Source organism: Pontibacter pamirensis (assembly GCF_010015475.1).
Classification (GTDB): Bacteria; Bacteroidota; Bacteroidia; order Cytophagales; family Hymenobacteraceae; genus Pontibacter; species Pontibacter pamirensis.
The window spans coordinates 138,589-151,851 of record NZ_SSNI01000011.1; the positions used below are offsets into that span (position 1 = coordinate 138,589).

A 13,263-nucleotide genomic window follows, 5' to 3' on the forward strand; every position below is an offset into this window, starting at 1 on the left:
GAGGGTTAGAAAGTTAAAGAGTTGTTGCATTTAAAACTTGTATTCTGACCACCATAAAAGAGAAAGGCCCGCCTGAACAGCGGGCCTTTCTCTTTTATGGTAAACCTTTCTTTTGAAATTTTAAACTCTAAAGCTGACTGCAGAACGAAACCCACCCCTACCCCTCCGAGGAGGGGAATTATCTGCAGTATAGAAAATACATCCTCACTCTTCAACTTTTTAACCCTCTAACTTTCTAACTCAAGATAACTTCCTTAACCAACTGCCAGCTGTGTTTCCGGATACTTATAGGCTGTAGAGTATGCACGGGTGCTGAGCGCCAGCGCCAGCGTAAGTGTGCCTACCCTGCCCAGGTACATCGACAGGATAATGACGCATTTTCCCACATCAGAAAGACCTGCAGTTATTCCTGTACTCAAACCTACCGTCGCAAAGGCAGAAACCTGCTCAAAGGCCAGCTTGATGATATCGAACTGTGCATCGCTGATGGAGAGGATAAAGATAAACGTGAGGTTGATGATGGCAGCAAAAGTGAACACAGAAAAGGCTTTGTAAGCCACAGAGTGCGGTATGGTACGATGGCCAATCTCCATATTGCGCTTATTGCGGATAGTTGTGGCGACGGCAAACAGAATAACGGTGAAGGTGGTCGTTTTTATACCTCCTCCCGTTGAACCCGGAGAGGCCCCAATGAACATCAGAAAGATAAAAAGCAGCAGCGTAGGCACTGTAAGCGCCGAAATGTCCACTGTGTTAAAGCCGGCAGTACGCGTGGTCACTGACTGAAAGAAAGAGGCAATGAGTGCTTCAGCAAAACCGAGGCTGGAGAGGGTGTTAAAGTACTCCAGCAAAAAGAAGCCGACTGTACCCAGGGCCAGCAGGAAAGCAGTGGTATAGATAGTGATACGAGAGGACATCTTCCAGTTCTTCCAAGGCATCTCCATACGAGCACGCATATTATTTGGCGATAGCACATCCAGAATAGTAGGAAAGCCAAGTCCTCCAAATATGATAAGTAAGGCAATAACCAGGTGCATGATGTATGAGAAACGGATTGGCTGCGTGTACAAGCCTTCCGGGTAAAGGGAGAAGCCAGCATTACAAAAAGCAGACACCGCATGGAAAACAGAGAAGAAAATCTTACTGCCCAGGTTGGTAAACTGCGCTTCTGCCCCCCAGGTCAGAAACACGGCCACGGCACCGATAGCCTCTATCGTCAGTGTCAGGAAAATGAGTTTGCGCATCAGGTTCTTGGTAGAAAAAAGCGACTCACTTTCCAGCAGTTCGTGCATGGCTACGTGCTGCTTTATACCCACTCCCTGGCGCATAAGGGAGGCAAAGAACGTGGCAAAGGTAAGTATACCCAAACCACCCATCTGTATGAGCAGCAGCAACACAACCTGCCCGGCAAATGTAAAGTAGGTGCCAGGGTCTACCACTGCCAGCCCCGTTACACAGGAGGCGCTCGTAGCCATAAACAACGCGTCCAGGAAACGAATGCCGTCTGGCGCGTTCGACATTTTTGGCAGCATAAACAGACCAGTACCTATCAATATCAGCGAGATAAAGCTAAGCAGGAACGTGATAGAGGGCTTTAACTGAATTGCTTTTAGGTGCACCTGCGTCTCCAGCAATTCCACAATCAACAGCACCAGCATATACAGTGACACCAGTACCCGATAAAACTCCACCGAGAGCGGGATACCAATCCCCTCAAAAACGTTATAAATGAGCGGATAATCCAGAATGTAGGTAGAGAACTCGTTAAGGAAGATGATGCTCATGAGACTCCCTTCAAACCAGGTTCGCCTCAGAAACTTGACTCGTTCAAAGGCATAAAGGATGCGCAGGATGTAAATAAGCACAAAAGTGACAAGGATGGCATCGATAGCGTAAAATAACAACTGCAGTTGAAACGGGCTTTCGACCACCCCATGCGCGTAAACCAGTAATCCTATTGCCAATAGTGTCAGCACATAAGTGCTGCGGCGCATAATAGTATACGCCGTTAACTTACTGCCGTATAAAAATCTATTTAACGACTCTGTGTTCATTCTTTTCAAACAACCTTATCTGTGCGGCCTCTTCAAACAGCCGCGACTTGTTTATGGGAACCACCCCCACCTGCTCGCACACCAGGCCGCCTCCTAAATTGCTGAGGCCCGCCATAAACTCCTTCGAGGTTCGAAGCGCCACACACAGCGCCGCAACGCTGATAACAGTGTCACCGGCTCCCGACACATCGGAGATGGAGCGGCGGTGCGCCCCGATATAGGTCTTTTCTTCCCCATCTGCCACAAATACTCCTCGCTCCGAAAGGGTAACCAGCACCTGCTGTACCTGCAGGCGTTTCTGCAGGTCGGCCACAGCTTCCTCAAAAGCAGGTAGGTTCTCGTCGGTAAACTCAACCTTCAGGCCCTCTTTCAGTTCTTTCAGGTTTGGTTTGAACAAGGTGCAGCCTACGTAGCTGAGGAAATTCTTCTTTTTGGGGTCGATAACGCTGGGGATGTTGCGCTCGTTGGCCAGTTGCAGAAAGCGCCGGATGTTCTGTTCCGAGAAAACGCCTTTATCGTAGTCCTCGAAGATAACGACATCAGACCTCTCCAGCAGCTTCAGGTAACGCTCTTCGAGGTGGCGCTCCTCGTAGTCGGTGAGGTTGTGCTCAATCTCCGAGTCCACGCGCAGCAGTTGCTGTGCCCCGGCAATAATGCGGTGCTTGATGGTGGTTACCCGCTCGGGGCTCTGCACGATGCCTTCCGATGACAGGCCTTTTTCTTCCATCAGGCGAAGGTAGTCTGCTCCGTCCTGGTCGTCGCCTATCACAGAACACAATAACGGAACGGCTCCCATGGCCTCTATGTTAAGGGCGACGTTGGCCGCCCCACCCAGGCGCTTCTCCCGTTTTATGACATTAACAATGGGTACAGGTGCTTCTGGTGAGATGCGCGTTGACTTCCCCCATAGATAGGAGTCAATCATTACGTCGCCCACCACCAGCACCTGCAGCCCATTAAAGGCCTCAAACAAGGCCTTTAGGCTTGAAAATTGATTCATTACTGCAGTTTTGCGAGGCTGCTCTTGATGCGGCGCAGGGCCTCTGTCAGCTTTTCATCGGATGTGGCAAAAGAGAAACGGATACACTGCGGCGCTCCAAAAGCCTCGCCGCCTACAGTTGCCACGTGGGCATCTGCCAGCAGGAACATGCTCAGGTCTTCGGAGTTCTCTATTGTTTTACCCTCGTAGCTCTTCCCAAAATAATCGCTTACATCGGGGAATATATAGAATGCGCCAGCTGGCAGGTATGTCTTAAAGCCTTCTATCTCGTTCATACTGTCGAGCACCAGGTTACGGCGGCGGCGGTATGCCTCTGCCATCTCCAGTGCCGACTCCTTTCCTCCCTGTAAGGCAGCAGCTGCAGCCTTTTGTGAAATGGAGCAGGTGCCGGATGTAACCTGGCTTTGCAGCTTGTCGCAGGCAGCAGCAATTTCTTTGTTTGCGGCCATATAGCCTACACGCCAGCCCGTCATGGCATAGCCTTTGGAGAGGCCGTTCACCGTTACCACGCGGTCTTTAATGGAATCCACGCAGGCCAGGCTGAAGTGTTTGCCCTCGAAGTTGATGTACTCGTAAATCTCATCTGCTATCACATACACCTGCGGGTGCTTCTCCAGTACCTTGGCAATGGCACGCAGTTCATCTTCGTCCCACACAGCACCGGTAGGGTTGCTTGGAGAAGAGTACATCACCAGCTTCGTATTAGAAGTAATAGCCTGCTCCAGCTGCGCAGCTGTCACTTTGAAGTCATTCTCAAGGCTGCCCATAACCGGCACCGAAACTCCCTCGGCCAGCTTTACGATTTCCTCATACGACACCCAATACGGAGAAAAAATGATTACTTCATCACCCGGGTTTACCAGGCACATTACTGCATTGGCTATACTTTGCTTTGCACCGGTTGAAACCACGATGTTTTCCGGCTTATAGTCCAGGTTATTGTCGCGCTTAAACTTATTTACAATCTCCTGGCGCAGCTCCGGGTAGCCGGGTACTGGGGTATAAAAGGTAAAGCCATCGTCAATCGCCTTCTTGGCGGCATCTTTAATATATTGCGGCGTCTGGAAATCAGGTTCCCCAAAGCTTAGGTTGATCACATCAAACCCTTGAGCAGCCAATTCACGCGCTTTTTTGGCCATGGCGATTGTCTGAGATTCAGACAGGGCCTGGATTCTGTCTGACAGTGCTGATCTTACTTCCTCTGTGTTTTGCATTTCTTTTAACATTAAGCTGGCAATTTAGTCATAAAGCCACAGAATTCCACCTTTGTAATTTTTAGCTGCTGCTGCTGCGGCATTAGCAGGTAAATTGGCAAGAAGCCTTGAGAATCAAAAAGAAAACGAAAGAAAAAAGATAACAAGCTGCTTCTGAAGGCAGCAGAGAGTATGTTACAGCTAAAGGTATTCTGGGGATGTATACTCTTATACTGGTAAAGGAGGAGGAAGTAAAGTCTTCTTTTGCAATTTTTTATCCCGGCAAATTATCTGTTCCAGCCTCCTGTAATCTTCCTTAGCTGCCGGAAAGCCTGCTATACTTTGCCGTAAGCAGTTCGTTCCACAATGCTCCGGCCAAGCGTAATCTCGTCGGTATACTCCAACTCGCCGCCTACAGGCACACCGCGCGCAATGGTGGTGATGCGCAGGTTCTGGTCGCGGAGTTTACGGGTAAGGTAAAAGGCTGTAGTGTCGCCTTCCATGGTTGGGCTGATAGCCAGCAGAATTTCCTTCACCTCAGACTTCGGCAAGCGCTCCAGCAGTGATTCTATCTCCAGATCTGACGGGCCCACTCCTTCCAGTGGCGATATAACACCGCCCAACACATGGTAAAGTCCTTTGTACTGCGAGGTATTCTCAATGGCAATCACATCCCGGATGTCGCTCACCACGCACAGCACGCCCTTGTCGCGCAGGGGATTAGAGCAGATACTGCATATTTCTGTATCCGAAATATTATGGCACTGCTTACAATGCTTCACATCGGTGCGCATCTTCACCAGCGATTCTGCCAGCAAAAAAGTTTCTTCCGACTCTTCTTTCAGCATGTGCAATGCCAGACGCAGCGCAGTTTTCCTCCCTATGCCCGGTAGCTTTGCCAGCTCCTCGACAGCATTCTCAATCAACTTCGACGGAAAATTCATTCAGTCTCCTCTTCTACTCAATGTCAGCTGACAAGTCCTTTTGATGCAGGCTGGTACACATACCCATCAGCTCTTCGTAAGAGCCTACTTTTACAGTACACTTGCCTTTGTAATGGATCAGCATGGTGCATTGCTCCGCCTGCTCCTGCGTATGACGGCACACTTTGATAAGCGTCTCTATCACATAGTCGAAGGTGTTTACATCGTCGTTGTAAACCACGAGGTTGCGTAGGTCAGTGCTCTCCTCCAGCAACTCTACCTCAAACTCTTCTTTGTGTAAAATTTCTCTCTCCCAGTTCATAATGCAAAAATACGAATAATTAAGCACTTAACGAAGCTGCTGGCTCTGTTCAATGCCATTTCTTTCAGCTACCGGCTTTCAGTTTAGCTGCTTGTTTTAACAATTCCGGCACCTCTTTGATTCCGGTTTCCACTAAATTACCTGCTGCTCTTTTGCCTCGTAAAAGCAACCTGATTCTAATTTAAAACCTGAAGCTGCTATCTTTACGCCCAACAGTGCTTCTTAAACCAGAAGTGTGGGCTGCCCATAACGGAGGCGCAGCCATTCTCACTTCAAAAAACTAAATACACGCTTATGCCAGCCATCTCTGCGGCCTTTCGCCAGGCAGTAAAACAATTGAGCGACAAAGAAAAAGAAGCTATTATTCTGAAGGCTGCCCGCCGTGATGCCGAACTGTATGAACTGCTCTCGTTCGAGCTGGTAGAGGAGGTAACGCTGGAAGAAGTGTATGAGCAGAGTACAGACAAAATTCATGAGCTGCTGCTGAATGCCAGCGGCCGGAGCTTAGCCAAGTCGCTCACCAAAGCCCTGCGAAAGGCGACAAAGGAAATAGCACGGTTTAAGCGCATCACCAAAAGCAAGAAGGCTGAGATAGATTTGCACCTGTACACGCTGCGCCTCATTTTCGATAACTTCACCGGCCAGTTCGACAGCTACTACAAAGGCTTTTACACGACCACCGCCCGGCTGCTGCTCCGCACCATACAGCTCATCCGCAAAAACCTGCATGAGGATTATCACCTGGAGTATAAATCTGCTGTAGACGACTTTCTGCAGCAGATACACAGCCGCAGCAAGCCTGTGCCTGTTGCGTTGCCGCAGGAGTTTGAGGTGGAGTAGGTTTTATTTTTGAATAATTGGATAAATGACTGAATAGAGAGAATTCAACTATACAGTCATTCAAAATTTACTCGAGCTCCCTCACTTCCACGTTCTCCAGTTTGATTTCTGACACCTTCTCCAGTTTGCCTGCCTCAAAAGCTTTGTCGTAGTTTCCGAGGGGAAAGTTTTCTTTAGAGGTATAATTGGTATAATCCTGGAAGCGGACGCCGCCTACCTCCCGGGGATTGGTGGCCTCCCGGAACCGGGTGCCTATACTCCCGTCCTCTTCCTTGTAATTGTAAGCGAGGTAGTCCATGGTATGGCGCTGCTGATGAAACCAGTACACATATACATCCTCGTGGTCTTCTCCCCCACCCTCTGCCTCAAACGTGACCCGCACTTCATGGTAAGGCTCCCCATTTATCGTGGCCTCGCCTAAATACTCCTTCTGCACGGCGGCATCATTTAAAAAGTAAGGAAGCAGGGCAAAGTAAATTACAGAATTAACAGAAGCACTGAACGCCTCCTGCCGCTCCTGTGGCACATCTACCGGTATATCGTCTGCTGTCCGTTTAAAGCCGCTGTTGCTGAGCACATCGTGTATGCGCTGCCCTGTAGAATCGTCAGTGAACGTGCGGCTGTAAACAAAGGCCCCATTATCGCGAAGGGCTCGGTATTGCCTGTCGCGAAACTCAAAAGCCACCACAGCCTGGTCCAATCTCTCGCCGCCATGTGCAGCAATGGCGGCATCCACGATGGCCTGTGCATCAGCGCTTTCATCATTTGTACAGCCCATGGAGAACAGGGCCAGTAGCAACAGCAGAAAATAAGTATGTCGTATCCGGTTCATCATCAAATCAAGGGTTTGCCTGGGCAAAGGTAGGTATTGCCGCGCAATAGAATGGCATGGGCTAAAACGAAAACCGCTCCGACTCTTCGGAAAGAGTGGAGCGGAAATCGAAATAAAAACAGGTTTATTTAGTTCTGTGCAGTTGCATTAGCTGTCTGCTGTGCAGTCACATCAAATGTAATAGTAAAATTGTCGTCGATGGCTTTGTCACCCAAATCATCGAAGAAACTGTTAGAGCCGTAACGCACATCAAACTTAGAACGGTCTACGGTTACATCAGCTTTTGCAGTGGTAGTGCCATTGTTTACATTGATAACAGCCGGGAAGGAAACCTGCTCTGTCTTTTCTTTAATAGTCAGGTTGCCTGTTACATTGTGTGTTGCCTCACCAGCAGCGGCACTCGTAACTGGCGTCACATTCGTTATTTCGAACGTAGCCGTTGGATACTTCTCTACACCAAAGAAATCATCAGACTTTAGGTGACCTACAAGCTTCTGATTGTCTTCTTCAGCTGTGATATCTGTATTTGTAATCGTATTCATATCGATTACCAGTGTGCCACCAACCAACTGGTCGTTGGCTACTACCAACTCACCGTTCTGTAGCTCGATGTTTCCAGTGTGCTCGCCACCAACTTTCTTGCCAAGCCAGTTTACTTCGCTTTGCTCAGTTACAACGTTGTAGGTTTCTCCGTCAGCAGGAGTAGTTGCTTCTGTTATTACTTCTGAAGTGGTTTCAGTCTCAGTGGAGCCCTCGCTACAAGCTGTGAATAAAAGTGCTGCTGCAAATGAAGCGTAAATAGCTGTTCTTTTCATCTGTTGGATTTGTTTAAGTTTTTCAAATTTTTAAGTTCCGGGCCTTTGCTCTGGAATACACTGCAAATATATGTATCTACATTTAATGTACAAACACTTCACAAGATATTTAGTTCACATTCCTATAAATTACTTGGCACTTTTGCAGAAAATAATTACAAATCAGTAGTTTACAGCCATAAACACCATTTGTAAAACGCACTCTTGCGGTTAATTAATTTGAAAAAATTCTGGTTTCTGCTAATACTACAACTGTTAACACCACTACCAGCTAAAAGTTTTTGCGTTTTGGAGTGAAGCTAGCCTGCCAGTTTTTATGAAGGCTAAAAAAGAAGCTGCCTATACACAGTAGCTGCCAGGCTGTCTTACTGATGAGTTAGAGGCGATTAATTTTTAGCAGTTAGAATAGATTAACCATCAGTTGTGTGATGTGATGGCATAAACTCATCGTTTTTTCCTCCTAACAACTTCGAAATCTATAGTTTAGCTATGATAGGCACTTAAGACCTGATTTTATCGAGCAGATCACTCAACTGCGCCGCCTCCTGTTCTGTGAGGTTGGTTATACCGGTTCCCTCCCCGCTTTCCAAGTTATCCATCTCCTTCAGCAAAGCCAGACCTTTTTCTGTTATCAGCACATCAACGGTCCGACGGTCAGCAGGGCACTGCTCCCGGGTTACAAGCTCTTTAGCCTCCAGTTTGTCCACAATGCGAGAAGCGTTGGATGTTTTGTCCAGCATGCGCTCTATCAGCAGGCTAATGGTGGCAGGCTTCGGGTGCTGCCCGCGCAGAATGCGCAGTACATTATATTGCGGCAGCGTTACGCCGAAAGGCTTAAACAAGCCTGCCTGTGCCTGCTGTACCCAACCGGATGTATAAATCAGGTTTATGTGCGCTTTCTGATACTCACTTTTAAAAGTAGGCTGCTTTATTTCTTCTTCTATCTTCATTCTTAAGACTAAACCCCTGATAGTGTTACAAATATATGTATATACACTTAATGTACAAACAATATACCACCTATTTCAATAATGCTCTAAAATTCAACTTATAACAACAAAAACTGCCAAAAGTTAAGAATCATTGTTCAAACAAACAATAAAACAACAGCGGCAGCGCCAACTTGGTCTACTTCAAATACAAAATACCATCCTGCTCCCGCACCAACTTAAACGGGTCCTCTTCCAGAATTAGGAAGCCGTCGAGGTCTACAAAGTCGAAGGCACTGCTCAATTGCATGGCCGACCAGATCCCAAGGGATGTTTCCACCATACAGCCGAGCATTGCCATCATACCGTGCTTCCGCGTCTCCTGCAGAAGCCTGACGGCATTGAGGTATCCACCTGCCTTCATAAGCTTAATATTGATGCCATGAAATTGCGTTTGCAGCAGTTGGAAGTCGGCTATATCCGTTACAGACTCATCTGCCACAAGAGGAATAGGGCTGATTCCTTTAATGTGGGCATAGGCGGCGGCATGCGAGGCAGGCATAGGCTGCTCCACAAAAAGCACCTGACTCGGGTCCAGTGCATTCAGGAAATTCATCAGTTCATCGGGGCCCTTCCAACTTTCGTTTCCGTCTATCACCACCTTTCGGGGCGTAGCTTTCAACACCTCCTGCACCATGTCGAGCCCCTCCTGGTGGTTCACCTTTACCTTCAGGCTATTGAAGCGGTTCAGGTTGTTGGCACGGATAAACTCCTGCACCAGCCCGGGCTCCATAATAGGCAGCGAATAGCAGGTGGCCTGCTCCCCCGGAGCCTTCTGGCCCAGCATGTGGTGCACGGCAATACTTTTGTGCTGGCAAAAATAATGAAGATATGCTGACTCAATGGCAAAGCGCAGCGAATTTACCGGCAGGTGCTCCTGCAACAACTGTATCAGGGCCTCCATACTGTTAATGTTAGCCAGCCCCGCCATTAACAGCACCTGGTACTGCTGCAACAGCAGTTCAGGGGTTTCGCCATAGCGTATGTTTGGCGCCGCCTCACCAAAGCCACTGAAGGTTCCGTCGGTTACCTGCACCAGAAAATTCAGTTTCTCGTCGCTGGCATTCCGGGCAATCTTCCAGGTGTACTTCAGTTTGAGGTGCAGCACCTCTATGCGCCATGTCAGCATATTTATAAAGTAGTTTAGATAAAATCAGAAAGCATAAATAGCATCTTTTTAGCCTAAAAAGCCATCCTTATTACCTCCAACTTGAAAGGATGTATAAAGTTTCCCTGTGCAGCTGTTTATCGTCTCAAAAAATAGTTTTCGAATCGTATTCCACCTGTTTGCAGATGTGCTTTTTGCCCCTATATTTGCTAAGCTAATGTAGCTGTGCCCTGTCGGCAATTGCTCTTAATAAAGGCTTTACAGACGCATTTCCTACAAAGGCTTTTTCCGGCGGCTGCCATTCTTGGCAGGCGTATTTTACCTTATATACTTTATGAAAAAGTCTTTTTTACCTCTGGCCACGCTGTTGTGCATTACCATCGCGGCCATACTTACTGTGCTGCAGCAGTACGGCTTTATTTCTTTGCCGGCTGAGGCTCTGACGGCTGTACGCTGGGCGGGTATCAGCGTGCTCTTGCTCTACGGCCTGCAGAAACGCACGCTTACCACCTGGATTCTCATCAGCATGGTAGTGGGCGCTGAAATCGGCTATGATTTTCCGACTTTCGCCACAAGCCTGAATGTGCTGAGCAAAGTTTTCCTTAAACTCATCAAAACCATTATCGCCCCGCTTATTTTTGCTACACTAGTAGTAGGCATAGCGGGCCACTCCAACCTGAAACAGGTAGGCAGCATGGGCTGGAAAGCCATTGTTTATTTTGAGATAGTTACGACGCTGGCGCTTTTCATCGGTCTGGCAGCTATCAACATCAGCAAAGCTGGCGAGGGCATCGACTCCAGCGTTATTGCGCAGGGACAGGAGGAGATTGCGGCCCCGGCCAAACAGTCGGCTGCCGACATCATCCTGCACGTGTTCCCGGAGAACATCGCCAAATCAATTGTAGAGGGCCAGGTACTGCAGATAGTGGTGTTTAGCGTGCTGTTTGCCATTGGTCTAGCTATGGTGAACGAGAAAAAACGCAAGCCCATGCTGGACTTCTGCGAGAGCCTCTCCGAAACCATGTTCAAGTTCACGAACATCATCATGTACTTCGCTCCTATAGGCGTGGGTGCAGCCATTGCCTATACGGTAGGCCATATGGGTTTTGGCATTCTGCTGAACCTGTTCCAGTTGCTGGCCACTTTGTATGTGGCGCTCCTCGCGTTTGTGCTGCTGGTGCTGTTGCCGGTGGCCTTGATTGCCCGCATACCTATCAGGCGCTTCCTGAAGGCAGTGTCCGGGCCGGTTTCCATTGCCTTTGCCACTACCAGTTCTGAAGCGGCACTGCCCCGTGCCATGGAAGAGATGGAGAAGTTGGGTGTGCCACGCAGAATTGTGGCCTTTGTGATGCCGACAGGCTATAGTTTTAACCTGGATGGCACTACCTTGTATCTGGCGCTTGCATCGGTGTTTGTGGCGCAGGCCGCTGGTGTTCCGCTAAGCTGGGAGCAGCAGCTGGTAATGGTGTTTACGCTGATGCTAACAAGTAAAGGCGTGGCGGGAGTGCCACGTGCCTCTTTGGTTATACTTTTAGGTACCGTCGCTTCTTTTAATCTGCCGGTATGGCCGGTATTCGCCATCCTCGGTATCGACGAGCTGATGGACATGGCCCGCACCTCCATTAACGTAACCGGCAACTGCCTTGCCACAGCCGTGGTAGCGCGCTGGGAAGGTGAGTTTGACCTGCAGCCGGAAACTGGTTTGGTAGAGACAACTATACCGGAGCTTTTGCAGGATAAGCAGGAAGAGGACCGAACGCCGGAGTTGGTGTAGTTTTGAAGACCTGCCTCTGAACATTGGTGCCATCGTTCATTTTACTGAACACCCGGCGCCAACATCACCATCTAAACAGGAAACCCCGTGGCCTTTTAAGGCAGCGGGGCTTCTTGTTTATAAAAGTTGAAAACGCTCTCCCTGAACTTTGTTCTGCAAGAAAAGAAGAAGGGTCATGGAGGCATCACAATTTCAGGCTCACCTTTTCACCTGTGTTGGCTGCCAGATAAATGGCATCGATGATTTTTAAATCTTTCAGGCCTTCTTCGCCATCTACAGGCACAACCGGTTTTTTGCTTTCCAAAATAATACCCGCCATTTCGTCCATCTGTACAGTCTGGTGCGTCTGGTGGGGCTGATTTAACTCGCCTTTATGGGTACGCCCTTTGATAGGGCCATAGCCTGTAGCCGGGTGCAGTTCGGCATACCCTTGCTGGCCATTCAGGAAAAAGCGGTCCAGGTTCCCCATGCTGTACGTCGACAAACAGGACGCTACTGCTCCGCTGGGGAAGCCCAACTGAAATTGAATGGTTTCGTCAACGCCGGCTTTAAATTTATCCGGGTCTGTTTTGGTTTCCTGTGCCGTTACCCAAACAGGCTCTTCCCCTACCATATAACGCGCCCCATTTACAGAATAAATGCCGATGTCCATCATGGCACCGCCACCAGCCAGTTCTTTGTTTAACCGCCACTGATTAGGGTCCCCTATCTTGAAACCGGTTAAGCCCTGGAAAAACATGATTTTCCCAAACTCGCCTGCTTCCCGCATCCGGATAATCTCCAGTGTCTTGGGCTCGAAATGCATCCTGTATCCCACCAGCAGTTTCACGTTAGCTTTCTTACAGGCATCTACCATTTCCTGCCCTTCTTTGGCGTTCACGGCCATTGGCTTTTCGCAAATGGCATGTTTGCCGGCTTTGGCTACCCGTATGACCTGGTCGTGGTGCAGGCCGTTTGGGGTGATAACATACACCGCATCTATATCCGGATTGTCTTTAATCTGGTCGAAGTTCTCGTAGTTGTAACAGTTCTTCGCCGGGATATTGTACTTGCTCTGCCAGTCTTTGATTTTAGAGGGGGTGCCACTGATAACGCCTACTAGTTTGGCCTTTTGGGAATCTTGCATTGCCTCCGCGACCCGGGTTCCGTAGCTGCCCAGGCCCATAATGGCCACCCGTAATACAGGCCCTTCATAAGGCTCTCTGTAAAACGCAGCCATGTCAGGTGAACCGGACAATGATATCAAGGGCAAGCCCATTGCTGAAAGGGTAAGCTTTTGTAAAAAGTCTCGACGAGAATCCATAGCAGTTTTTTTAGAGTAAGCTTTCGTAAATTTCGAAGCAGTCTAAAATAATAAAATTTATTTTTAAAATGAATTTATCAGGCTATTCCTCTTTCTATTCAATTCAGAGC

Annotated in this window: 12 protein-coding genes; 2 read left to right on the forward strand and 10 right to left on the reverse strand. The window is 48.6% G+C overall.

Going from position 1 to position 13,263, the window contains the following annotated elements; translation table 11 throughout:
- Positions 1 to 254: 254 nt before the first annotated feature.
- The 5 genes from E1919_RS11265 to E1919_RS11285 all read right to left on the reverse strand — a co-directional run bounded on the left by E1919_RS11265 (position 255) and on the right by E1919_RS11285 (position 5,492).
- Positions 255 to 2,054 (reverse strand): TrkH family potassium uptake protein, encoded by a 1,800-nt coding sequence (locus tag E1919_RS11265; protein WP_162053503.1) that lies wholly within the window; start codon positions 2,052 to 2,054, stop codon positions 255 to 257.
- Positions 2,032 to 3,054, reverse strand: a complete 1,023-nt coding sequence (locus E1919_RS11270; protein WP_162053504.1) for a bifunctional heptose 7-phosphate kinase/heptose 1-phosphate adenyltransferase — start codon at positions 3,052 to 3,054, stop codon at positions 2,032 to 2,034. The genes E1919_RS11265 and E1919_RS11270 overlap by 23 nt, the downstream gene beginning before the upstream one ends.
- Complete coding sequence (locus tag E1919_RS11275) at positions 3,054 to 4,268, reverse strand: pyridoxal phosphate-dependent aminotransferase (protein WP_162053505.1); 1,215 nt, start codon at positions 4,266 to 4,268, stop codon at positions 3,054 to 3,056. Before E1919_RS11275 ends, E1919_RS11270 begins: the two co-directional genes overlap by 1 nt.
- 314 nt (positions 4,269 to 4,582) lie before the next feature.
- Positions 4,583 to 5,191 carry a recombination mediator RecR gene (gene recR / locus E1919_RS11280; RefSeq protein ID WP_162053506.1) on the reverse strand — a complete coding sequence of 203 codons (609 nt, stop codon included), beginning with the start codon at positions 5,189 to 5,191 and terminating at the stop codon, positions 4,583 to 4,585.
- Between the two features lie 13 nt (positions 5,192 to 5,204).
- A complete protein-coding gene (locus E1919_RS11285; RefSeq protein ID WP_162053507.1) occupies positions 5,205 to 5,492 on the reverse strand; it encodes an ATP-dependent Clp protease adaptor ClpS in 288 nt (95 codons plus the stop codon).
- Positions 5,493 to 5,786: 294 nt separating this feature from the next.
- Here E1919_RS11285 and E1919_RS11290 point away from each other — a divergent pair, with 294 nt between their 5' ends.
- Positions 5,787 to 6,332, forward strand: coding sequence for a hypothetical protein (locus E1919_RS11290; RefSeq protein ID WP_162053508.1), 546 nt, complete (start codon positions 5,787 to 5,789; stop codon positions 6,330 to 6,332).
- A 67-nt stretch (positions 6,333 to 6,399) separates the two neighbouring features.
- Here the strand turns inward: E1919_RS11290 and E1919_RS11295 are convergent, their stop codons facing one another.
- From E1919_RS11295 to E1919_RS11310, 4 genes are all read right to left on the reverse strand, one after another.
- Complete coding sequence (locus E1919_RS11295) at positions 6,400 to 7,167, reverse strand: DUF6503 family protein (RefSeq protein WP_162053509.1); 768 nt, start codon at positions 7,165 to 7,167, stop codon at positions 6,400 to 6,402.
- 125 nt (positions 7,168 to 7,292) lie between these two features.
- A complete protein-coding gene (locus E1919_RS11300; RefSeq protein ID WP_162053510.1) occupies positions 7,293 to 7,979 on the reverse strand; it encodes a YceI family protein in 687 nt (228 codons plus the stop codon).
- Positions 7,980 to 8,479: 500 nt separating this feature from the next.
- Positions 8,480 to 8,929 (reverse strand): MarR family winged helix-turn-helix transcriptional regulator, encoded by a 450-nt coding sequence (locus E1919_RS11305; protein ID WP_162053511.1) that lies wholly within the window; start codon positions 8,927 to 8,929, stop codon positions 8,480 to 8,482.
- 178 nt (positions 8,930 to 9,107) lie between these two features.
- Entirely contained in the window at positions 9,108 to 10,097 is a 990-nt protein-coding gene (locus E1919_RS11310) for a dipeptide epimerase (RefSeq protein ID WP_162053512.1), read from the reverse strand.
- 313 nt (positions 10,098 to 10,410) lie between these two features.
- Here E1919_RS11310 and E1919_RS11315 point away from each other — a divergent pair, with 313 nt between their 5' ends.
- Positions 10,411 to 11,850 carry a dicarboxylate/amino acid:cation symporter gene (locus E1919_RS11315; protein WP_162053513.1) on the forward strand — a complete coding sequence of 480 codons (1,440 nt, stop codon included), beginning with the start codon at positions 10,411 to 10,413 and terminating at the stop codon, positions 11,848 to 11,850.
- Positions 11,851 to 12,034: 184 nt separating this feature from the next.
- Here E1919_RS11315 and E1919_RS11320 read toward each other — a convergent pair whose 3' ends face one another.
- Entirely contained in the window at positions 12,035 to 13,153 is a 1,119-nt protein-coding gene (locus tag E1919_RS11320) for a Gfo/Idh/MocA family protein (protein ID WP_162053514.1), read from the reverse strand.
- Positions 13,154 to 13,263 lie beyond the last annotated feature (110 nt).